Origin of the sequence: Peterkaempfera bronchialis, from assembly GCF_003258605.2 — a bacterium.
GTDB classification, from domain to species: domain Bacteria; phylum Actinomycetota; class Actinomycetes; order Streptomycetales; family Streptomycetaceae; genus Peterkaempfera; species Peterkaempfera bronchialis.
In genome coordinates this window covers 3318539-3340365 of sequence record NZ_CP031264.1, presented here as the reverse complement: position 1 = coordinate 3340365, position 21827 = coordinate 3318539, and the positions used below count along the sequence as shown (strand labels likewise).

Sequence of the window (21827 nt, the reverse complement as noted above, 5' to 3'; positions counted from 1 at the left end):
CAGAACCCCGCCCAGCACCCCACCAGCAGAACGCCACCCAAGGAGATCCCCGTGAACAAGCCCGTGAACAAGCCCCTGGACAAGGTCCTGGACAAGGTCCTGGTCATCGGCGCGGGCGGTCAGGTCGGCGCCTCCGTGGTCGAGCAGCTCCTCGACGCCGGGGCAGCGGTCCGGGCCGGTGCCCGCAACCCCGAGAAGCTCTCGCTGCCCGACTCGGTGGAGGTGGTGCGGACGGACCTGCTCCAGCCGGAGACGCTGAAGGCCGCACTGGACGGCGTCGCCAAGGTCTTCCTCTACGCCGTGCCGCAGGGCATCGCGGACTTCCTGGACGCGGCCCGGGCCGCCGGCGTCCGCCAGATCGTGCTGCTCTCCTCGCAGACCGTGGTGGACGCCTTCCCCGAGCAGAAGCCGATCACCGAGATGCACCAGGCCGTCGAGGAAGCGATCGTCGCCTCCGGGATCCCCTACACCTTCCTGCGACCGCACAACTTCGCCACCAACATCCTGATGTGGGGCTGGCCGGAGTCCATCCGGGCCGAGGGCAGGGTGCGCTTCCCCTACCCCGAGTCGCACAGCGACGTGATCCACGAGAAGGACATCGCCGCCGTCGCGGTCGCCGCGCTCACCGGGCCCGGCCACGAGAACCGGGCGTACTTCCTCAGCGGGCCCGAGTCGGTGACGCAGCGCCGCCAGCTGGAGATCATCTCCGAGGTGATCGGCCGACCGCTGGAGTTCGAGGAGCTGACCGAGGCCGAGGCCAGGGAGGCGCTGGCACCGATCGTGCCGGTCTGGGTGATGGACGCGGTGGTCGGCTACTGGGCCCACTCCGACGGCATCCCGACCCATCTCTCCGACACCGTGGAGCGGATCACCGGACGCCCGGCCCGCACCTTCGCCGAGTGGGTGGCGGACCACGCGGCGGCCTTCACCCCCTGACCGGCGGGTCCTGGCGGACGGGCTCCCGTGGGTGGGCGGCGGACCTCGGTCCGCCGCCCACCCACGGGAGCCTCATGGTGTGCGGACCACCGCGGACCGCGCCGACCGGCGCGATCCCGGCCCGCCCCGGGGTCGCGATGGTGGTGCGGCCACCATCGCCGGGGTCAGGCAGGTGAGCTGTGCACCTTAGCGGGACGGGCCCGGATACCTAGCTTGAGAGACGGCGAGCACCAGCCATCCGTCCAGCTGAGGGGTTTCCATGAGCGGCCTGGCCCTGCACACCGGGGATGCCCTGGAAGAGAGTCGCACACCGGCCTTCGACCACGCCTCCCACGACGTCCTGCTCCCGGAGTTCTGCTCCGTGCTCTTCGCGTCGCTGCCCCGCAGCGACCAACGGCACAAGGGCGCGCAGTATGTGCGCGGCCTGCTGGAGGCGCAGGGCCGCAAGTCGATACGGAACATCGCCACGGTGGTCGGCGGGCAGGCGGCGGAGCAGAGCCTGCACCACTTCATCACCAGCTCCACCTGGGACTGGAATCCGGTCCGGCAGGCCCTCGCCCAGCACCTCGCCCGGATCGCCCCGCCGCAGGCATGGGTGGTCCGCCCGATGGTGATCCCCAAGGCCGGGGACCACTCCGTCGGGGTGGACCGCCGCTTCATCCCGGCACTCGGGCAGGTGCTCAACGCCCAGCAGGCGGTGGGGGTGTGGGCCGCCTCGGAGGAGCTGAGCTGCCCGGTCAACTGGCGGCTGCACCTCCCGGAGACCTGGCTCGACGACGAACCGCGGCGCAGCCAGGCGCTGATCCCGGACGAGGCCGACGCGGAGACCCTGGGAGACTGCGCGGTCGAGGTGGTCCTCGGCCTGCCGGCCCGCTGGGGCCTGCCGAACCGGCCGGTGGTGCTGGACGCGCGCGACACCGACGCCCTGCGCACCATCCGCAGGCTGCGGGCGGGGCGGGTGCCGCTGCTGGCCAGGATCAGCGGGTCGCTGCCGCTCGCCCTGGCCGGACCGGTGGCGCACGGCCGGATGGCCGAGCCGGCCCCGGCGTACCAGCTGATGGCGGCCGCCCGGGATCTGCGGCGTCCGGTGGTGTGGTCCGCCCACACCGGCGGCGGGGTGCGCACCAGCCTGGTGGCGGCGGTCCGGGTCCGGGTGCCGGCGCAGTCGGCCAGGGCGGTCGCGGGGGTGCGCGGCGGGGAGTGGCTGCTGCTGGGCGTGAGCGTGCCGGGTCGGCAGCGCACCACCGAGCTGTGGCTGACCGATCTGGTGGACGTCCAGCCGGCGGCGCTGCTCCGGTTGGGGCGGCTGATCGACCGCGTCGACCTGGACTGCGCCCGGATCGCCGACCGGGTGGGTATCCGGGACTTCGCCGGGCGGTCGTTCAGCGGGTGGCACCGCCACATCACGCTGGCCTCGGCCGCGCACGCGGTGGCCGCGCTGAGCGGGGGCGGGGTGGACGGGCGGCTGGGCCGCGCGTCCTGACCGCTCAGCCGCCGTGGTCGGCCGTTCCGTCCTCGGCCGAGCGCGGGGTGCGGTCCAGCAGGATCCGGCGGATCCGGGAGAGCTTCAGCGCCAGTTGGATCTCGAAGGCCCGCTCGGGCTTCTGCCACTCGGGGCCCAGCAGTTCGCTGATCCGCTCCAGTCGGCGGGCCACCGTGTTGGGGTGCACATGCAGCTTCTGCGAGGCATAGGTGGGGCTGTTGCCGGTCTCGAAGTAGGCGTCCAGGGTGCGGGCGAGTTCGGTGAGCCGCTGCTGGTCGTAGTCGAGCACCGGGCCGATGGTGGAGTCGATGAACCCCTCGACATCGTGGTTGTCGGCCAGCAGGACGCCGATGAAGCCCAGTTCGCGGGCCGAGGCGGAGCGGCCGACGGCGCCGAGCGAGGTCATCGCGTCCAGGTAGCGCAGTGCCTCGTGGTAGCTGTGGAAGACCGAGGTCGGGTCCGAGGCCGGTCCTGCGGCGCTGACCGTCACCGGGTGGCCGAGCAGGGAGGTGAGCTCCTCGGAGACCGCGCGGGCGGCCGCTCCGGGGTCGGTGCCGGGGAGCAGCAGCACGGCCCGGCCGTTGTCCACCCGCTTGAGGCCGCCCATCCGGTGGGCGTACAGGGACGCCCAGGTGGCGACCTTGCCCCGGGCCTCACCCTCGGGTCTGGCGATCACCAGGACATGCGGGGTGCTCAGGTCGATGCCGAGCCGGCGTGCCCGTAATGCCAGCTGCTGCGGGGGTCGCTGCTGGTTGCTCAGTAACTCGTCCAGCAGCTCGTCGCGGACATGGCCGACGGCCGTGGCGGCGCGGTTGCTCTCCAGCAGCAGCGGGACCGCCATCGCCTGGGCGACCAGCCGGGAGATCTGCTCGCCGCGGTCCGACTGGGGGAGGGCGGGGCGGAGCAGCAGGGTGCCGAGGTTGGCGGTGCCCGCCGAGATGGGGGCCGCCCACAGGCCGCCGGGCAGCCGGATCGGGCTGTGCGCCGCATGGGCGTCCATGGTGGCCGAGACCACCGTGTCCTCGTCCGGCCGGGGCAGTTCGCCGGCGGTGGCGAGCAGGGTGCCGTCGAAGGCGTACACCCGCACCCCGGCGTCGAGCTGCCGGCTGGCCTCGCGGCCCAGCGCGTGCGGGTCGCCGCCGCTGAGCGCAAGGGAGATCAGCAGATGGTGGATGTCGCTGAGTTCGCGTACTTCCTGGAGGCCGGCCTCGGTTCTGGAGCTCTGGAGCTCCAGGGCGGAGACGGTCGCGGTGGACTGGTCGAGCAGCCGGGCCTTCTCGATGGCGACTCCGGCGAGGTCGCCGAGCGAGCTCATCAGGGCGATCTCGTCGGTGGTGAAGTGGCGGACGTTCCGGTCGGCGACATAGAGCACGCCGAACGGCCGGGTGCGGTGGCTGAGCGGTACGCCCATGATGGCGTGCAGCCCCTCCGCCCGGACCACTTCGTCGATCACCGGGCTGTGCGGGATCCGCTCGTCCACCAGGTAGTCGGCGGTCCAGAAGGGGGCGGGGCTGGCCAGCACACTGCTGCCGAGGCCCGAGCCGTCGGGCAGCCGGAGCCCCACGCTGAGCGTCGAGGTGTGCCCGTCGGAGGTGCGGATGTAGATATAGCCGTGCTCGTCGTCGGGGAAGCTGATGTAGGACATGTCGACGCCGAGCAGCAGCCGGGCCCGCCGGGTGATGACCTTGAGCAGGGTGTCCAGGTCGTACGGCATGGCCAGGTCACGGGCGGTGTCCACCAGTGCGGAGAGGCCGGCCTCGCGCTGCTTGCGGCGCTTGGACTGGGTGCGGATGCTCAGGCCGAGCTGCTTGAGCCGTTGCAGCGTCTCCAGGTCCTCGCTGGAGGTGCAGCGCCGACGGGCCCCCTCCACCAGTTCCTCGAACTGGGCGACCGGCGCCTCGCTGGCCAGGAGTTCCAGGACGTTGAATGCAACCGTGTCCGCCGGCCCGCGCGTCATCATGTCTCCCCCCGGAGCCGCAGCACTGAGTGACGCCCTGTCATCGGACGCTATGCGCCGAGGGATACGTTCGTCAAGCCTCGGTCAAGGGGTGGTGCTGAGCCCACCGGTGTCCTGGCCACCCCTGCTCGTCACCCGGTGTGTTGCCGCATCACCTTCCGCTACGCCCGCGCTTTGGTGAGGGTTGTGCACCGCAAGCAGACGGCGGGCGGCGAACAGCCGGTGAGCTGTGGGGAGACCAAATGATGCTGGACGTCATGGACTACAGGCGCTCGCTTGAGCGGAGCCGCCTCTCGCGGATGCGCCGGGCGGGGGCGTCGACGTTCACGATGCTGGAGCGCGAGTGGGATCTGCTGCCGGGAGTGTTCGCTCCGTCGGACTCCCCGTCGACAGCGGTCGCCCTGGACCTGCTCGGGCTGGCCGGGCCCTCGCCCTCGGCGCGGGGCTCGGTCCTGGAGATCGGCTGCGGCACCGGCATCATCGCCGTGGCCGCCGCGCTGGCCGGCTGCGAGCGGGTGGTCGCCTCGGACATCAGCCGGACGGCGGCGGAGAACGCGGCCCTCAACGCGGCGCGGCACGGTGTGGCCGACCGGGTCCGTACGGTGCAGGGCGACCTGTTCGCGGGGCTCGACCCCGAGGAGCGGTTCGACACCGTCTTCTGGAGCTCCAACTATGTGATGGCGCCCGAGGGCTACGACTACCAGGACATCCACGAGCGGGCCTATGTGGACGCCGGCTACCAGGCGCACCGGCGCTTCCTGGCCGAGGCGCCGGGCCGGCTGGCCCCGAACGGGTCGGTGCTGCTGCACTTCTCCAGCCGGGGCGACCTGGTCAGCCTGCTGCGGATCGCCGGCGAGTGCGGCCGGGCGCTGCGGATGCTGCGGGTGCTGCCGGTCCAGGAGGGCGAGCACGAGGTGCAGCACATGCTGATCGAGGTGGCGCAGCGGCCGCAGCGGCCGCACGTCCCGGGGATACGGACCGAGACCGAGACGGTGCCCGAGCAGGGCCGTCGGCAGCGCTGAGGAGGGTGGGAAGACGGTGCGTACGCTGCTGGTCGACAACTACGACTCGTTCACCTACAACCTGTTCCACTACCTGGCCGAGGTGAATGGCGAGGAGCCCGAGGTCGTCGTGAACGACGATCCGTCCTGGGACCACCGCCACCTCGACGCCTTCGACAATGTGGTCCTCTCACCCGGGCCCGGGGACCCCGGGCGGAGCGCCGACTTCGGCCTCTGCCGGGAGATCCTGCAACACGGCGAGGTGCCGACGCTGGGGGTGTGCCTGGGCCACCAGGGGATCGCGGCGCTGCACGGCGGCCGGGTCTCCCGAGCCCCGGAGCCGTACCACGGCCGGGTCTCCGCCGTGCTCCACTCCGGCGGCGACCTCTTCGCGGGCCTGCCGTCGCCGTTCGAGGTGGTCCGGTACCACTCGCTGGCCGTCGACCGGCTGTCGCCGGAGCTGGAGGGCACCGCCTGGACCAGGGACGGCATCGTGATGGGCCTGCGCCACCGGGAACGCCCGCTCTGGGGCGTGCAGTTCCACCCCGAGTCGATCGGCGGCAGCTACGGGCACCGGCTGCTGGAGAACTTCCGCGACCTCTCCCAGGAGCACGCCCGTACGGTCGGGAGGGCCCCGCGCGGAGCGCGCCGCCCGCTGCCCGAGCCGGACCGCCGCTTCCTGCCCCGGCGCCGGCTGCGGGTGCTCACCCGGACGCTGGCCACCCGGTGGGAGGACGAGGTCGCCTATGACCGGCTCTTCCGGGGCGGCCCGCACGCCTACTGGCTGGACAGCAGCCGCCCGGACGAGTCCCAGGGCCGGTTCTCGATCATGGGTGACGCCTCGGGGCCGCTGGGCCGGGTGGCCACGGCGGACGCCTGGAGCGGCACCGTGGTGGTCCGCGACGCGGCCTCCACCGAGGTGGTGCAGGGGGCGTTCCTGGACTGGCTGGACCGCGACCTGGCGGAGACCGCCGCCGAGGTGCCCGACCTGCCCTTCGACTTCGCGCTCGGCTGGGTCGGCTACCTCGGCTACGAGCTCAAGGCGGAGTGCGGCGGTGACCGGGCGCACCGCTCCGACCAGCCCGACGCGGTCATGGTCTTCAGCGGGCGCGCTCTGGTGCTCGACCACGCCACCGGCACCAGCCATCTGCTCGCGCTCGCCGAGGAGGGCGACGAGAGCGACGCCCGGACCTGGCTGGAGACGGCCGCCGGGCAGCTCGCCGACGCGGTCGGCAGCAGCCTCGGACTCGCCGCGCCACCGCCACCGCTCGGCCCGGTCTCCCTCCGCCACGACCACGCGGCCTATCTGGACCTGATAGCCGAGTGCCGGCAGGAGATCGCCGCCGGGGAGACCTACGAGATCTGCCTCACCAACATGCTGGAGCTGCGCGGACGGCTCGACCCCTGGGAGGGCTACCGGTATCTGCGCAGGATCAGCCCGGCGCCGTTCGCCGCCCTGCTCCAGTTCGGCCGGACCTCGGTGCTCAGCACCTCCCCGGAGCGGTTCCTGCGGATCGACCGGGACGGCCGGGCCGAGTCACGGCCGATCAAGGGGACCCGGCCGCGCGGGGACACCCCGCAGCAGGACCGGGAGCTGGCCGCCGACCTGGCGGCCAGCGAGAAGGACCGGGCCGAGAACCTGATGATCGTCGACCTGGTCCGCAATGACCTCGGACGGTGCGCCAGGGTGGGGTCGGTCGACGCCGAGGAGATCTTCCGGGTCGAGACCTACGCCCAGGCCCACCAGCTGGTGAGCACCGTTCGGGCCACCCTGCGGGACGACCGGTCCCCGGTCGACTGCGTCCGGGCGGCCTTCCCGCCCGGCTCGATGACCGGGGCGCCCAAGCGCCGCACCATGCAGATCCTGGACCGCCTCGAAGGCGGCCCGCGCGGGGTCTACTCCGGTGCCATCGGCTACTTCTCACTCACCGGGGCGGCCGATCTCAGCGTGGTGATCCGCACGGCCGTGGTGACCCCGGGGCGGGTCCGCTACGGGGTCGGCGGGGCGGTCATCGCGCTCTCGGACGCGGAGGCGGAGTACCAGGAGACGGTCGTCAAGGCCGCACCGCTGGCGGCGCTGACCGGCGGCGAGTTCCCGGCCGCCGGCGATGAGTTCCCGGCCACCGGCGCCGGGTTCCCGGTCAGGAGTCGGCGGACTCCGCATGGGCCGGTGTACCGGGTGTCGCCGGGCCACCAGGACGAGGCCGTGCTGGCGACGGGTTGACGGCTGCGGCGCGCAACTGCGCGCCGACCGCCTCCAGCAGCCGCAGCCAGGAGTCCACCAGGCTCGTCACGCTGGTGGACTCCAGCTTGCGCACCACGGCGTCGTACGAGATGCCGAGGCGGCCCAGCTTGTCGAGCACACCCTGGGCCGCCTCGTGCTGCCCCATCAGCGTGTCGCCGCGCAGCCGGAGGTACCGGGCCGCCTCCTCCACGATGGGCTGCGTCATCGCGTGCACGGTGCCCCAAGAGATCAGCACCTCGACATAGCGGGTCCGCGCCAGCGGCGGGCTCTCCAGGGTGGAGTCCGTCCACATCAGCCGCTGCGGACGGGCACCGGAGGCCCGCAGGGCCCGCCAGCGGGCGCTGCCCAGCCGCTCCTCGTACACCCGGTACATCAGCCGGGCGGTGGCCAGGGCGGCCTGCCCGCGCAGCGCCAGGGCGTCCTCGCTGCCCACCGCTCCCAGCCTGCTGTCGATCTCGTCGTCGGCGCGGTCCACCGGGAGGGAGGCCACCGAGGGGATCGCGGAGAGCTGCCGGCCGGCCGCCAGGGCGCGTTCCAGCCCCGCGAAGTAGGCGTCCGCGACCTGCCCGTAGCGCTGGACGGAGAAGACCCCGGTGGCGTGCACGCCGATGCCGAGCCCGATGCAGTCCCGGATCGCTACCAGGCCCTCCGCCGTCGCCGGGATCTTCACCAGCATGTTGGGCCGGTCCACCGCGCGGGCCAGCTCGACCGCCTCGGCGGTGGTGGCCGCCGGGTCGTGCGCCATCCTCGGGTCCATGTCCATGGAGACCAGGCCGTCATAGCCGTGGGTCTCCTCGAAGACCGGGTGCAGCGCGTCGCAGGCCAGCCGCAGATCGTGGACGGAGGCCGCCCACACCGCGCCTTCCACCGACACCTCGTGGGCGGCCAGCCTGGTCAGCTGGTCCAGGTAGGCGGAGTCATGGCGGAGCCAGCCGGCCAGCACGGCGGGGTTGGAGGTCGCGCCGCGCAGCCCGGTCTCCTCGATCAGCCGCGCCAGGCTCCCGGAGGTGATCAGGTCTCGGTGGATGCCGTCCAGCCAGGGGGAGACACCCTCCGCGACCAGGGGCCGCAGGTCTCCCGGGGTGGCCGGTCCGATCGACGTTTCCTTCACATCCTTCACAGCGGGATCACTGCTCCTCACCTATGCAGCAGCCGGGATATGGCGCTCGGAGCACGAGGATAAGGAGCAATTTGTGCACGGAGCGCAGGCAGGCGGCATCCATGTCAGGTCGATCCCAGGTCGGGCCGGTTCCGGTCCTCCCTGGCATAGCGGTGTGCATACCTGATGGAGTTCCCGAGGACATGACGGTCACCTGACGAAGTGCCGCGCGGGCCGTTGGCCGCCTCGCCGCGAACGCCACAGGATCTGCTGAACGAGCAGCCACCCGTAGGAGTTCATGGCCATGACCAACATAGCCGTCATCTATTACTCGTCGACCGGGAATGTGCACAGGCTGGCCGAGGCCGCGGCGACCGCCGCCGAGAAGGCCGGGGCCGAGGTGCGGTTGCGCCGGATCGCCGACCCCGCCGAGGAGACCCACGTCCCCGGCACCGAGGACGCCGCAGCCGCCCACCGGGCCGGCACCCGGGACCTCCCCGAGGCGTCCCTGGACGACCTGGACTGGGCGGACGGCATCCTGATCGGCTCCCCGGTCCGGTTCGGCCTGCCGGCCGCCGCGGTCTCCCGGTTCATCGACACCACCGCCCCGCTCTCCATCTCCGGCGGTCTGGCCGACAAGGCGGTCTCCGCCTTCACCTCGGGCTCCGCACCGCACGGCGGCCACGAGACCACGATCCTGGCGCTGCACAACGCCTTCTGCCACTGGGGCTCGCTCATCATCGCCAACGGTTCGACCGACCCGGTGCTCTTCCGACCCGAGAACGGCAACCCGTACGGCACCAGCGCGGTCTCCCGGAACCAGCCGGGCCGGGTGCACGAGGAGAACCTGGCCGCCGTGGAGTACCAGGCCCGCCGGGTCGTCCGGGTCGCAGCGCTCGCCCGGGCCCTGAAGGCCGGCTGAGCGGACCGCAGGTCGGGCCCCGCACCGCGTATTCACCCCATGGAGACATAGTGGACAACGCCCTGCTCAACATCCGGTTCCCCGCCGAACTCCAGCAGTTGGACGCGGAACTGAACGATGCCCGCCCCGCCCTGCAACAGCCCGACTGGCCGGACCGGACCGAACTCCAGGCCGTCAAGGACGAACTGGCCGTCCGCCCGGCACTCGTGGCCGCCCATGACGTCCGCAGACTGCGCTCACTGCTGGCCCAGGTCGCCGACGGCGAGGCACATGTGGTGCAGGCCGGCGACTGCGCCGAGGACCCCGCCGAGTGCGGCGGCGGCCATGTCGCCCGCAAGGCCGGGCTGCTGGACGCACTCGCGGGCGTGATGAAGATCGTCACTCGCCGGCCGGTGGTCCGGATCGGCCGGATGGCCGGCCAGTTCGGCAAACCCAGATCCAACCCCACCGAGCACTGCGGCGGCGTCGAACTCCCGGTCTTCCGTGGGCACATGGTCAACAGCCCGGAGCCGGACCCGGCCCGCCGCATCCCCGACCCGCGCCGCCTGCTGGCCGGCTACGACGCCGCCCGGCAGGCCATGGGCCACCTCGGCTGGCTCGACCCGAGCCGCCGGTCCGGGATCTGCCCACCGGTGTGGACCAGCCATGAGGCCCTGCTGCTCGACTACGAGATCCCCATGCTGCGCCGCGACGAGGAGGGCGGACTGCTGCTCGCCTCCACCCACCTGCCCTGGATCGGCGAGCGGACCCGGCAGCTCGACGGCGCCCATGTGGCGCTGCTCTCCCAGGTCGCCAACCCGATCGCCTGCAAGGTCGGCCCCTCCATGGCGCCGGACGAGCTGCTGCGGCTCTGCGAACTGCTCGACCCCGACCGCGAGCCGGGCCGCCTCACCCTGATCGCCCGGATGGGCGCCGCGTTCGCGGCCGACCGGCTGCCCGCGCTGGTCCGCAGGGTCCGCGCCTCCGGCCACCCGGTCATCTGGCTCACCGACCCGATGCACGGCAACACCGTGACCGCCCCCGACGGCCTCAAGACCCGCCTGGTGGAGACCGTCGTCCGGGAGGTCGAGGACTTCCAGCACGCCGTGCGGACCGCGGGCGGCACGGCCGGCGGCCTCCACCTGGAGACCACCCCGGACGACGTCACCGAGTGCGCACCCGACGCGTCGGGCCTCGCGCGGGTCGGCGACACATACACGAGTTTCTGCGACCCGAGGCTCAACCCGGGCCAGGCCATCTCCGTGGTCTCGGCCTGGCGCGGCTGACCGGTGGTCGTTGACATCCCCCACCAACTGCCGCCGGTTCGCGACCGGAACCGGCATGTAGGGAGGTCCGACATATGGAGAACAAGGTGGCCCTGGTCACCGGGGCGGCCGGCGGCATCGGCGCCGCCGTCGTCCGGGCGCTGGGCGAACGCGGAGTCCTGGTGGCGGCGGTGGACCGGGACGCCGACCGGCTCGCCGAGGTCGTCGGCAAGCTGGTCGCGGACGGCATCCGCGCCGAGGCCGTTCCCGCCGATGTGACCGACAGCGACTCCGTGGAGGCGGCGGTCGAGGCGGCGGAACAGCGCCTCGGCCCGCTGGACTACCTGGTCAACGCGGCCGGGGTGCTCCGCCTCGGCGAGGTGCGCGACTTCACCGACGAGGACTGGCGGGCGACCTTCGCGGTCAATGTCGACGGCGTCTTCCACGTCTCCCGGGCGGTGGTCAACCGGATGGTGACCCGCGGCGGCGGCGCGATCGTCACCGTGGCGTCCAACGCCGCCGTCACCCCCCGCACCGACATGGCCGCGTACGCCGCGTCAAAGGCCGCCGCGACGCTCTTCACCAAGAGCCTGGGCCTGGAGGTCGCGCGGTACGGCATCCGCTGCAACCTGGTGGCCCCCGGCTCGACCGACACCCGGATGCTCAGCTCCATGTGGCAGGACGACAGCGGACGCCGGGGCACCATCGAGGGCCGCCCGTCGGCGTACCGGGTCGGCATCCCGCTCGGCAAGCTGGCCGAGCCCTCGGACATCGCCAACGCCGTCGTCTTCCTGCTCTCGGAGGAGGCCGGTCACATCACCCTGCACGACCTCACCGTGGACGGAGGTGCCGGACTCGGTGCCTAGCAGCCGGCCGAACCAGAACAGCCAGTCGAACCGGAACAGCCAGTCGAACCGGAACAGCCAGGAGATCCACAACAGCCAGGAGAACCAGGAGAGACGCCCCATGGCAGGCATACCCACCATCGCCCCCTACCCGATGCCCACCGCCGGCGAGCTGCCCGACAGCATCGCCCCCTGGACGGTCGACCCGGCCCGCGCGGTGCTGCTCGTCCACGACATGCAGCGCTACTTCCTCAAGCCGCTCGGCGGCGACGAGGGCGACGGCGGCGAACTGGTCCGCAACGCCGTACTGCTGCGCGAGTGGGCCGTGGCCCAGGGCGTCCCCGTCGCGTACACCGCGCAGCCCGGCGGCATGTCCGCCGAGGAACGCGGCCTGCTGATGGACTTCTGGGGCCCCGGCATGCGGGTCGACCCGGACGACCGGCGGATCGTCGACCCGCTGGCCCCCGGCCCGGACGACTGGCTGCTCACCAAGTGGCGCTACAGCGCCTTCTTCCGCACCGACCTGCTGGACCGGATGCGCCGGACCGGCCGGGACCAGCTGGTCCTCTGCGGCGTGTACGCCCACGTCGGCGTGCTGATGACGGCGGTCGAGGCGTTCACCAACGACATCCAGACCTTCCTGGTCGCCGACGCCGTCGCCGACTTCTCCGAGCAGTACCACCGGATGGCCCTGGAGTACGCGGCGCAGCGCTGCGCCGTGGTGCTGACCGCCAAGGGGGTGGCGGCGTGACCACCAAGGACCCGCTGGACCGGATACTCGCCGAGCAGCCGCCGGCCTTCGCCCTGCTGCACCGCCCGGAGGCCACCGGCGCGGGCCTGCTGGACGTGCTGATCGGCGAGGTCTCCACACCGGGGACGCTGGCCGCGATCCCGCTGCCCGAGGACCACCCCGGTCGGCCGGACGGCGGCCCCGGCCACGAGATGCTGGTGCTGATGCCGTACCGGCAGATCGCCGAGCGCGGCTTCAGCTGCGCCGACGACGGCGAACCGCTGATCGCGCTGACCGTCACCGAACAGGCCGTGATGCCGCTCGCCGAGGTGTCGGCCCGGATCCCCGATGTGCCGATCGAGCTCTCCGGCCGCCACTTCGACGTGGACGACGCCGCCTATGCCGAGACGGTGCGCAGGGTGATCGCCGACGAGATCGGCGAGGGCGCCGGGGCCAACTTCGTCATCAAGCGCTCCTTTGTCGCCGACATCACCGACTACACGCCGGCCGGTGCGCTGGCCCTGTTCCGGCGGCTGCTGGAGCGGGAGTCGGGCGCGTACTGGACGTTCGTGGTGCACACCGGCGACCGCACCTTCGTCGGCGCCACCCCGGAGCGGCACATCAGCGTGCACGGCGGCACCGCCGTGATGAACCCGATCAGCGGCACCTACCGCTACCCGGCCTCGGGTCCGAGCCTGCCGGAGGTGATGGACTTCCTCGCCGACCGCAAGGAGGCCGACGAGCTGTACATGGTCGTGGACGAGGAACTCAAGATGATGGCCCGGATCTGCGAGACGGGCGGCCGGGTGGTCGGCCCGTACCTCAGGGAGATGGCCAGGCTCGCGCACACCGAGTACTTCATCGAGGGCCGCACCAGCCACGACCCGCGCGAGATCCTGCGCGAGACGATGTTCGCGCCGACCGTCACCGGAAGCCCGCTGGAGAGCGCGGCCCGGGTGATCGCCCGGTACGAGCCCGAGGGACGCGGCTACTACAGCGGCGTCGCGGCCCTGATCGGCCGGGACCGGTCGGGTGGCCGCTCGCTGGACTCGGCCATCCTGATCCGCACGGCGGACATCAACGCCGCCGGACGGGTCCGGATCGGCGTCGGCGCCACCCTGGTACGCCACTCCGACCCGGCCTCCGAGGTGGCCGAGACCCGGGCCAAGGCGGCCGGGCTGATCGCCGCGCTGGAGGCCGACGGCCAGCCGCAGTTCGGCTCGCACCCGAGCGTCCGGGACGCCCTGGAGCAGCGCAACAGCTCCATCGCCGACTTCTGGCTGGCGCAGGACGCGGAGCGCGACCACAGCCGGCCGGGGCTGCTGGGCCGCCGGGTGCTGGTGGTGGACGCGGAGGACACCTTCACCTCGATGATCGGCCACCAGCTCAGGTCGCTCGGGCTGGAGGTGACGGTGCGCCGCTTCGACGAGCCGTACCGCTTCGACGGCTATGACCTGGTGGTGATGGGGCCGGGCCCGGGCGACCCGAGGGAGACCGGGCACCCCAAGATCGCCCATCTGCGGTCCGCGCTGCGGCGGCTGCTGGAGGAGCGGCGGCCGTTCCTGGCGGTCTGCCTGAGCCACCAGGTGCTCAGCCTGGCGCTCGGCCTGGAGCTGGTCCGCCGGGAGGTGCCCAACCAGGGCGTGCAGCGGGAGGTGGACCTCTTCGGCGCACGGGAGCGGGTCGGCTTCTACAACACCTTTGCCGCGCGCAGCCTGGCGGACGGGTTCGAGTGCCCGGGGGTGGGCCCGGTGGAGGTCAGCCGGGACGCCGGGACCGGTGAGGTGCACGCGCTGCGCGGCCCGCACTTCGCCACGATGCAGTTCCACGCCGAGTCGGTGCTCACCCAGGACGGGGTGCGCATCGTCGGCGACCTGATCGCCGGGGTGCTGGCCGAAGGGGTGCTGGCCGAAGAGGCGCTGGCCGAAGGGGTGCTGGCTGCCCGGACCGACGCGGGGGCGGTGGCGGCCCGATGAGGGCCGTCATCGCCTGGTGGGACCTGGACGGATCGGCGCAGACCGTCGACTCGCTGCGGGAGTTCCTGCGGGACGAGGCGGTCGACGGCTGGGCCGGGTTCCACGGCCTGCTGCTGAAGGTCTGGATCGCCGACCGGGAGCGCAACCGCTGGGGCGCGGTGCAGCTGTGGGAGTCCGCCGAGGCGGCCGGCCGGCCGCTGCCCACCCGGGCCGCCGAGCTGATCGGCTTCCCGCCCACCGAACGGCTCTCCTTCGAGGTCGAGGCCACCACCGAGGGCATCCACCGCTTCCCCTCGCTGGCCCGGCTCGGCTCGGCGCTGTCGGCCGACCGGGACCTGGTGGAGCGGACGTGAGCAGGCTGCGCTGGCTGACCGCAGGGGAGTCGCACGGCCCGGCCCTGGTCGCGACGCTGGAGGGGCTGCCGGCCGGGGTGCCGGTGACCACCGCGATGGTGGCCGAGGCGCTGGCCCGGCGCCGGCTCGGCTACGGCCGGGGCGCCCGGATGGCCTTCGAGCAGGACCAGGTGGACCTGCTGGGCGGCGTCCGGCACGGCCTGACCCTCGGCTCACCGGTGGCGATCACGGTGGGGAACACCGAGTGGCCCAAGTGGGAGCAGGTCATGTCGGCCGACCCGGTCGATCCCGAGGCGCTGTCCGGCCTCGGCCGGAGCGCCCCGCTCACCAGGCCCCGCCCGGGCCATGCGGACCTGGCCGGGATGCAGAAGTACGGCTTCGACGAGGCCCGCCCGGTACTGGAGCGGGCCAGTGCGCGGGAGACCGCCGCCCGGGTCGCCCTGGGCGCGGTGGCCCGCTCCTACCTGCGGGAGACGGCGCGGATCGAAGTCGTCTCGCATGTCGTCGAACTCGGTACCGCCAGGGCCCCGGAGGGGGTCCTGGCGGTACCCGCCGACGAGACGCGGCTGGACGGTGACCCGGTGCGCTGCCTGGACCCGGACGCCTCCCGGGCGATGGTCCAGGAGATCGACCGGGCCCGGTCGGACGGCGACACCCTGGGCGGCGTGGTCGAGGTGCTGGCCTATGGGCTGCCGCCCGGCCTGGGCTCCCATGTGCACTGGGACCGCCGCCTGGACGCCCGGCTGGCGGCGGCGCTGATGGGCATTCAGGCGATCAAGGGCGTGGAGGTCGGCGACGGCTTCGCGCTGGCCCGGACACCCGGCTCGTCGGCGCACGACGAGATCCTGCCGTCCCCCGGGGGCATCAGACGCGCCTCCGGCCGCTCCGGCGGCACGGAGGGCGGTCTCTCCACCGGCGAGCCACTGCGGGTACGGGCCGCGATGAAGCCGATCGCGACCGTGCCCAGGGCCCTGCGGACGGTGGATGTGGCGACCGGTGAGGCCGCCCGGGCGCACCACCAGCGCTCCGATGTGTGCGCGGTGCCGGCCGCCGGGATCGTCGCCGAGGCGATGGTCGCGCTGGTGCTCGCGGACGCGGTGGCCGAGAAGTTCGGCGGCGACAGCGTCGGGGAGACCCGGCGCAATGTCCGGGGCTATCTGGGGAATCTCGCGCCGCACTGAGGGCGCGGCGCCGATAAGGGCGCGGCTCGGACTACCTGACAAGGTCGGCCCGGGGGCTTTGCCCCGCCGATTCCCACCGGGGCACGATGAATCAGTGGAAGAAGCCGAGGAGAGCGAGGGGAAAAGGATGATCACGACGGGAATTCCCGGGAAAGGCCGGTCGCATTCCGTGATCGGTATCGTGGGAACCGGCTCGTACCTTCCGGCTCACGTGGTGACCAATTCCGAGGTCGGCGAGCCGGCCGGGGTCTCCGGTGAATGGATTCACGCGAAGACCGGAATTCAGAACCGCCGGCGGGCGAAGCCGGACGAGGCCACCAGCGACCTGGCGGTCATCGCGGGCCGCGCGGCCCTGGAGAGCGCCGGTATCCGCGCCTCGGACCTGGCGCTGGTGGTGGTCGCGACCTCCACCCCGGACTCCCCGCAGCCCCCGACGGCCTGTGTGGTCGCCGACGAGCTCGGCACCCTGCCGGGGACCGCCGCCTTCGACGTCAACGCGGTGTGCAGCGGCTTCGTCTTCGCACTGACCACCGCCGAGCGGATCCTGCGCGACTCGGACTCCAGCTACGCCTTGGTCATCGGCGCCGATGTGTACTCCCGCATCCTCAACCCGGCCGACCGCAAGACCGCCATCCTGTTCGGGGACGGGGCCGGCGCCGTGGTGCTCGGCCCGGCCCCCGCCCCGGACCGGGGGCTGATCGCCGGGCGGCTGGCCAGCTTCGGCGCGGACCGCGAACTGATCGAGGTCCCGGCCGGCGGCAGCCGGCTGCCCGCCACGGCGGAGACCATCGACGAGGGGCTGCACCACTTCCGGATGAACGGCCGAGGGGTCCGCGACTTCGTCAGCGAGCAGGTGCCGCCCGCCGTGCGGGACTTCCTGGCCGACACCGGGGTCACCCCGGCCGACATCGACCGCTTTGTGCCGCACCAGGCCAACGGGCGGATGCTGGAGGACCTGGCCCGCCTCCTGGAAATCCCCTTCGAGCGCACCTGCACCACATTCGAGGAATTCGGCAACACGGGCTCCGCCTCGGTGGCCGTCACCCTCGACCGGGCCGCCCGGTCGGGCGAACTCCACCCCGGCGACCTCGTCCTGCTCGCCGGATTCGGCGGCGGCATGGCGATGGGGCTGGCGCTGCTGCGCTGGTGACCGATCCTGCCGATTCCCCTCTTCCGACCGACAGCCCGACCGGCAGTCCGACCGACAGCCCGACCGACAGCCCGACCGGCAGTCCGACCGACAGCCCGACCGACAGCCCTACCGACAAGGAGACCGTGGTGCTGGACGACACCCTGGTGGACGCATATCTGAGCCGGATCGGCGCACAGCGGCCCGAACGGGCCGACCTGGACGCGCTGCGGCAGCTCCAGGAGCGCCATGTGCTCTCCGTTCCGTTCGAGAACCTCGGCTACCACCTCGGGGAGCCGGTCCACATGGACGAGCGGGTGCTGGACAAGATCGTCCGGCAGCACCGAGGCGGCGGCTGCTACGAGGTCAACCCCGCCTTCTCGTTCCTGCTGGAGGCGCTCGGCTTCCGGACCGCGATCCTCCCCGGACGGGTCCACCGACCGGGTGGCCAACTCGGCGCGGCCCTCTGCCACCTGGCGCTCAGGGTCACCCTGGACGGCCGGGACTGGCTGGTCGACGTCGGCTTCGGCCGCAACAGCCGCCACCCGCTGCGGCTGGACTCCCGCGAGGTCCAGCAGGACCCGGACGGCGAGTACCAGCTGCTGGACGCCGAGGACGGCTCCATCGACGTCCTGCTCGACGGCAGGCCGCTGTACCGCCTGGACGACCGCCCCGTCCGGCTGGAGGACTTCGGGCCGACCCTCTGGTGGTACCGGACCTCGCCCGAATCCCCCTTCCTCCAGGACGTCTTCTGCTCGCTGCGGACCGAGGACGGCCGGATCACGCTGAAGGGCAACCGGCTCTCCACCGTGGCCGGTCGGGAGCGCGGCTCCGAGGAGTTCGCCGACGACTCCGCCGTGCTGGCCGCGTACAAGACCCACTTCGGCTTCAGCCTCGACCGGCTGCCGAGCGAGCCCACGGCGGCCGGTGCCACGGCCGGCGTCCAGACCGGCTGAGCGGCCGGCCGCCATGACCACCGCCCCCACCGACCCCGCCCGGCTGCCCCTGGTCTTCGCCGAGGCGTTCAACTCCGGTGACCCCGCCGCCGTGGACCGGCTCTTCGAACCGGACGCCGTCTTCGTCACCCGGCCCGGCGAGGCCGTCACCGGCGACGACCGCCGCCTGGCCAACGCCGAATTCCTCCGGCTCGGCGTGCCGATCCGGCTGACCCTGCGCCACAGCTATGTGAGCGGCGACCTCGCCCTGCTCATCGGCGACTACCTCATCGAGGGCGACGGCCCGCACGGACCGGTCCGCATCACGGGGTCGGCGACCGATGTGGCCCGCCGGGGAGCCGACGGGCGCTGGCGCTATGTGATCGACAACCCGTCAGGTACCGACCGTTAGACCACCCGACCGTGCCACGCGGTCCCACCGGAAGGAACGTTGTGCCGTCTGCCGCCGACCCGGTCCTGGACCTGCCCTTCGACGTCCAGCCCGACCCCGAAGAGTTCCTCCGCGCCGCCATGAGGTGGCACTTCTCGCCCGAGACCGGCTCCCCGTTCTGGCTGGAGCGCGCCCCGAGCCTCGGCTTCGACCCGCTCACCGACATCCGCACCCACGACGACCTCACCCGCTTCCCCAATGTCGCGAGCGAACTGCGCTCGGTGCGGGCCGAGGACCTGATCCCGCGCGGCTACGGCCCCCGCCCCGGAGTGGTCGGCGTCTACGAGAGCGGCGGCACCACCGGCGCACCCAAGCGGATCGTGCTGCTGCGCGACTGGCTGGACAAGCTGCTCGGCTGGTCCAGCGCCCAACTGGACGGCCACGGCGTGCCGCAGGGTGCCAACTGGCTGATCGTGGCCCCGAACGGGCCGCACATGGTCGGCGATGTGATCAAGCAGCAGACCGCCTACCGGGGCGGCCTCTCCTTCACCGTCGACCTCGACCCGCGCTGGGTGAAGAAGCTCATCGCCGACGGCAAGGGCGCCGAGGCCGGCGCATACGCCGAGCACATCGTCGACCAGGTCGGATATCTGCTGGAGACCCAGGACATCGGCGTGCTGATGTGCACCCCGCCGGTGCTGGAGCGGATCGCCCGCCGCGACGACCTGGCCAAGCTGGTCAACGAGAAGGTCCGGGCGATCAACTGGGTCGGCACCCAGATGGACCCGGACACCCGCCACCTCTACCGCACCGAGGTCTTCCCGGACGCCGTGCTCTACAGCGGCTACGGCTCCACCATGATCCTCGGCAACGCCAGCGAGCGGCACGGCCTCACCGACGACGACCCCTGCGTCTACGACCCGTACTCGCCCTATATGAGCTTCGGCGTCATCGACCCCGCGACCGGCGCGACGGTGGCCTTCGGTGAGCGCGGCCAGGTGGTGATGCACCACGTCAGCAAGAGCCTGCTGATGCCGAACAACCTGGAGCGCGACTACGCGACCCGGATCGCCCCGCTGCCCGGACAGCTCGGCGACTCGGTCGCCGACATCGCCCCGGTCCAGACATTCGACAACGAGACCGTGATCGAAGGGGTCTACTGATGGCCGGCGAGCTGATCGCCCTGGACGCACTCGGCCCCAACGGCACCTTCCGGGCCCGCAGACGGCTCACCGTCACCGATGTCACCGGGGCACCGGTGGCCGAACTCGGCCTGGTGCCCAAGCTCTTTGTGACCCGCGCGATGGCAGCCCTGCACCGGGCCCCGGGCATGGCCGCCGCCGAGCGGATCGCGGCACTGGCCCGAGCCGCCCGGATCTTCACCGAGGAGACCATCGGCGGACTCACCTTCGAGGAGTACGAGCACACCGTCGCCCGGGTCTCCGGCGTGCCGATCTCCGTCGTCCGGGACGCCACCCGCGCGATCGTGGACTCGGCCGAGAAGTCCGGCTTCGCCGCCTACCAGGCGCAGCCGGCCGGGGCCGTCAGCGACTGGCGGGACCGGGCGACCCTGCACGGCAGCGCGGTCTGGACCCGCCGGGGCAGCGTCTTCGCCGTCCACGCGGCGGGCAACCACCCCGGCCCGCACTCGCTCTGGCTGGAGGCCCTGGCCCTCGGGTACCGGGTCGCGGTCCGCCCCTCGCGCCGTGAACCGTTCACCCCGCACCGCCTGATCACCGCCCTGCGGGCGGCCGGGTTCGGCGCGGACCAGGTGGTGCTGCTGCCGACCGACCACGAGGCCGCCGACGAGATCCTGCGCGGCGCCGACCTCGGGCTGGTCTACGGCGGCGACGAGGTGGTCCGCAAGTACGCCGGCTCCACCGTGCTGCCGCAGGGCCCCGGCCGCTCCAAGATCCTGATCACCGGTGACACCGACTGGCGCGACCACCTGGACACCATCGTCGACTCGATCAGCCACCAGGGCGGCGTCGCCTGCATCAACGCCACCACCGTGCTGGTCGACGGCGACCCGGGCCCGCTGGCCGAGGCCATCGCCGAGCGGCTGGCGGCGATCCCCAGCCTGCCGCCCGAGGACGAGAAGGCCGTGCTCGCGGTGCAGCCGACCGAGTCGGCCCGCGCGATCGAGCGGTTCCTGCTGAACCGCGCGGCCGGCACCCGGGCCTGGCTCGGCGGGGACGGCGTGGTCGAGGAACTGGGCGACGGCAGTGCGGTGCTGCGGCCCGCAGTGCACCAGCTGGACCGGGCCGACGCGGACCAGGCCGCCATCGAACTGCCCTTCCCCTGCGTCTGGGTGGGCCCCTGGAGCCCCGACGCCGGGACCGCCCCGCTGCGGAACAGCCTGGTGCTCACCGTACTCACCGAGGACGACGCGCTGGTCGACCGCCTGCTGGACGAGCCCACCATCAGCAATGTCTACCGGGGCGACCACCCCACCTACTGGATCCGCCCGGGCGTCCCCCACGACGGCTACCTCGGCGAGTTCCTGATGCGGACCAAGACCGTCATCCGCGACTGACCCCGCCCCCAAGGCCCCCGGCGCTCCCCCGCCGGGGCCTCCACCTGCCCACCCCCAGCCCTTCGCCCCCTTACCTCCCGCGCCGCCGGCCTCCCCGGGCTTCTGGCCACCCGCCTCGGGAGTGGCCCGGCTCCAGCTACCCGTCCCCGGGCCCCGCGCTCCCCGGCTTCCCGGGCTTTGCTCTCCGCCCCCCGCGCCGCCGGGCTCCCCACCGAGGGCCCCGGGTCATTGGCCGCCCGCCTCCCGGGTGGCCCGGCTCCGGGGCTCCCCGGTCCCTGGCTTGCCCGGCTTCCCGACGGAGGCCTCCCGGTCTTGGCTCTCTGCCTCCCGCGCCGCCGGGTTCCCCAAGGCGGTCTCCCCGGGCCTTTGGCCGCCCGTCTCGGGAGTGGCCCGGCCCCCAGCCACCCGCCCCGGGCCCCTGCGCTGCCCGTCTGCCAGGGGCCTTGACCCGCTGCCTCGCGCGGGTGGCCCGGCTCCAGGGCTCCCCGGTTCCTGGCTTGCCCGGCTTCCCGGCAGGGGCTTCCCGGGTCTTGGCTCTCTGCCTCCCGCGCCGCCGGCCCCCCGGGGTTCTTGGCCGCCTCCAGCCACCTGTCTCCCGGGCCCCCGAGCCGCCCGGCTGCCCGAACTCTTGGCCCGCTGCCTCGTGGCTTGCCCGGGTCCCCAGCCGCCCGGTTCCCAGGCTCTTGACCCGGTCTCTCCAGCCGCTCGGCTGCCCGGGTTCCTGGCCTCGCGCCTGGTGGCTGCGCGGCCTCCCCAGCCGCCCGGTTCCCAGGCTCCTGGCCCCTGCCTCCCCAGCCGCCCGGCTTTACCGGGCCGCTCACCGCCGCAGCTTCGCCGGCCTCACGGAGTCCCGAGCTGTGGCCG

The 21827-nt window shown here is 72.9% G+C and carries 18 protein-coding genes; 16 read left to right on the top strand and 2 right to left on the bottom strand.

Annotated elements, in window-relative coordinates; all coding sequences use genetic code 11:
• Window positions 1-51 precede the first annotated feature (51 nt).
• Both C7M71_RS14785 and C7M71_RS14780 read left to right on the top strand, forming a co-directional pair.
• A complete protein-coding gene (locus C7M71_RS14785; protein ID WP_229758730.1) occupies window positions 52-936 on the top strand; it encodes an NAD(P)H-binding protein in 885 nt (294 codons plus the stop codon).
• A 259-nt stretch (window positions 937-1195) separates the two neighbouring features.
• Window positions 1196-2419, top strand: coding sequence for an IS701 family transposase (locus C7M71_RS14780; RefSeq protein WP_111488738.1), 1224 nt, complete (start codon window positions 1196-1198; stop codon window positions 2417-2419).
• Window positions 2420-2423: 4 nt separating this feature from the next.
• On the opposite strand, the gene C7M71_RS14775 is transcribed toward C7M71_RS14780, so the two are convergent.
• Window positions 2424-4376 carry a helix-turn-helix domain-containing protein gene (locus C7M71_RS14775; RefSeq protein WP_229758729.1) on the bottom strand — a complete coding sequence of 651 codons (1953 nt, stop codon included), beginning with the start codon at window positions 4374-4376 and terminating at the stop codon, window positions 2424-2426.
• Between the two features lie 257 nt (window positions 4377-4633).
• Here C7M71_RS14775 and C7M71_RS14770 point away from each other — a divergent pair, with 257 nt between their 5' ends.
• Both C7M71_RS14770 and pabB read left to right on the top strand, forming a co-directional pair.
• Window positions 4634-5398, top strand: coding sequence for a methyltransferase domain-containing protein (locus C7M71_RS14770; protein WP_229758728.1), 765 nt, complete (start codon window positions 4634-4636; stop codon window positions 5396-5398).
• Window positions 5399-5414: 16 nt separating this feature from the next.
• Window positions 5415-7601, top strand: a complete 2187-nt coding sequence (pabB, locus tag C7M71_RS14765; RefSeq protein ID WP_111488742.1) for an aminodeoxychorismate synthase component I — start codon at window positions 5415-5417, stop codon at window positions 7599-7601.
• On the opposite strand, the gene tal is transcribed toward pabB, so the two are convergent.
• Window positions 7519-8742 (bottom strand): transaldolase, encoded by a 1224-nt coding sequence (gene tal, locus C7M71_RS14760; protein ID WP_162824251.1) that lies wholly within the window; start codon window positions 8740-8742, stop codon window positions 7519-7521. The two genes, pabB and tal, sit on opposite strands and share 83 nt — an antisense overlap.
• Before the next feature lie 283 nt (window positions 8743-9025).
• Between tal and C7M71_RS14755 the strand changes: the two genes are divergently transcribed.
• From C7M71_RS14755 to C7M71_RS14700, 12 genes are all read left to right on the top strand, one after another.
• Window positions 9026-9643 (top strand): flavodoxin family protein, encoded by a 618-nt coding sequence (locus C7M71_RS14755; protein WP_111488746.1) that lies wholly within the window; start codon window positions 9026-9028, stop codon window positions 9641-9643.
• A 50-nt stretch (window positions 9644-9693) separates the two neighbouring features.
• Window positions 9694-10908, top strand: coding sequence for a 3-deoxy-7-phosphoheptulonate synthase (locus C7M71_RS14750; protein ID WP_407675902.1), 1215 nt, complete (start codon window positions 9694-9696; stop codon window positions 10906-10908).
• 74 nt (window positions 10909-10982) lie between these two features.
• Window positions 10983-11753: a 2,3-dihydro-2,3-dihydroxybenzoate dehydrogenase gene (locus C7M71_RS14745; protein ID WP_111488748.1), complete on the top strand. Its 771-nt coding sequence runs from the start codon at window positions 10983-10985 to the stop codon at window positions 11751-11753.
• A gap of 100 nt (window positions 11754-11853) precedes the next feature.
• Complete coding sequence (locus C7M71_RS14740; protein WP_111488792.1) at window positions 11854-12483, top strand: isochorismatase family protein; 630 nt, start codon at window positions 11854-11856, stop codon at window positions 12481-12483.
• Window positions 12480-14438, top strand: a complete 1959-nt coding sequence (locus C7M71_RS14735) for an anthranilate synthase family protein (protein WP_175607688.1) — start codon at window positions 12480-12482, stop codon at window positions 14436-14438. Before C7M71_RS14740 ends, C7M71_RS14735 begins: the two co-directional genes overlap by 4 nt.
• Complete coding sequence (locus C7M71_RS14730; protein ID WP_111488750.1) at window positions 14435-14791, top strand: hypothetical protein; 357 nt, start codon at window positions 14435-14437, stop codon at window positions 14789-14791. The genes C7M71_RS14735 and C7M71_RS14730 overlap by 4 nt, the downstream gene beginning before the upstream one ends.
• Window positions 14788-15972 carry a chorismate synthase gene (gene aroC, locus C7M71_RS14725; RefSeq protein ID WP_111488752.1) on the top strand — a complete coding sequence of 395 codons (1185 nt, stop codon included), beginning with the start codon at window positions 14788-14790 and terminating at the stop codon, window positions 15970-15972. The genes C7M71_RS14730 and aroC overlap by 4 nt, the downstream gene beginning before the upstream one ends.
• A 127-nt stretch (window positions 15973-16099) precedes the next feature.
• Window positions 16100-17122, top strand: a complete 1023-nt coding sequence (locus C7M71_RS14720; protein WP_111488754.1) for a 3-oxoacyl-ACP synthase III family protein — start codon at window positions 16100-16102, stop codon at window positions 17120-17122.
• A gap of 128 nt (window positions 17123-17250) precedes the next feature.
• Entirely contained in the window at window positions 17251-18057 is an 807-nt protein-coding gene (locus C7M71_RS14715; RefSeq protein WP_407675901.1) for an arylamine N-acetyltransferase family protein, read from the top strand.
• A 13-nt stretch (window positions 18058-18070) separates the two neighbouring features.
• The gene (locus C7M71_RS14710; protein ID WP_111488758.1) at window positions 18071-18448 is read left to right on the top strand and encodes a YybH family protein; all 378 of its coding nucleotides are present in this window, start codon (window positions 18071-18073) and stop codon (window positions 18446-18448) included.
• A gap of 41 nt (window positions 18449-18489) precedes the next feature.
• The gene (locus C7M71_RS14705) at window positions 18490-19590 is read left to right on the top strand and encodes a phenylacetate--CoA ligase family protein (protein ID WP_162824250.1); all 1101 of its coding nucleotides are present in this window, start codon (window positions 18490-18492) and stop codon (window positions 19588-19590) included.
• The gene (locus C7M71_RS14700; RefSeq protein WP_111488760.1) at window positions 19590-20963 is read left to right on the top strand and encodes an aldehyde dehydrogenase family protein; all 1374 of its coding nucleotides are present in this window, start codon (window positions 19590-19592) and stop codon (window positions 20961-20963) included. The genes C7M71_RS14705 and C7M71_RS14700 overlap by 1 nt, the downstream gene beginning before the upstream one ends.
• The last annotated feature ends 864 nt before the right edge of the window (window positions 20964-21827 follow it).

Coding starts and splice junctions, on each gene's coding strand:
- C7M71_RS14780 (WP_111488738.1), top strand. CDS start 1,196: ATGAGCGGCCTGGCCCTGCACACCGGGGATGCCCTGGAAGAGAGTCGC.
- C7M71_RS14775 (WP_229758729.1), bottom strand. CDS start 4,376: ATGACGCGCGGGCCGGCGGACACGGTTGCATTCAACGTCCTGGAACTC.
- C7M71_RS14770 (WP_229758728.1), top strand. CDS start 4,634: ATGGACTACAGGCGCTCGCTTGAGCGGAGCCGCCTCTCGCGGATGCGC.
- C7M71_RS14755 (WP_111488746.1), top strand. CDS start 9,026: ATGACCAACATAGCCGTCATCTATTACTCGTCGACCGGGAATGTGCAC.
- C7M71_RS14745 (WP_111488748.1), top strand. CDS start 10,983: ATGGAGAACAAGGTGGCCCTGGTCACCGGGGCGGCCGGCGGCATCGGC.
- C7M71_RS14740 (WP_111488792.1), top strand. CDS start 11,854: ATGGCAGGCATACCCACCATCGCCCCCTACCCGATGCCCACCGCCGGC.
- C7M71_RS14730 (WP_111488750.1), top strand. CDS start 14,435: ATGAGGGCCGTCATCGCCTGGTGGGACCTGGACGGATCGGCGCAGACC.
- C7M71_RS14720 (WP_111488754.1), top strand. CDS start 16,100: ATGATCACGACGGGAATTCCCGGGAAAGGCCGGTCGCATTCCGTGATC.
- C7M71_RS14710 (WP_111488758.1), top strand. CDS start 18,071: ATGACCACCGCCCCCACCGACCCCGCCCGGCTGCCCCTGGTCTTCGCC.
- C7M71_RS14700 (WP_111488760.1), top strand. CDS start 19,590: ATGGCCGGCGAGCTGATCGCCCTGGACGCACTCGGCCCCAACGGCACC.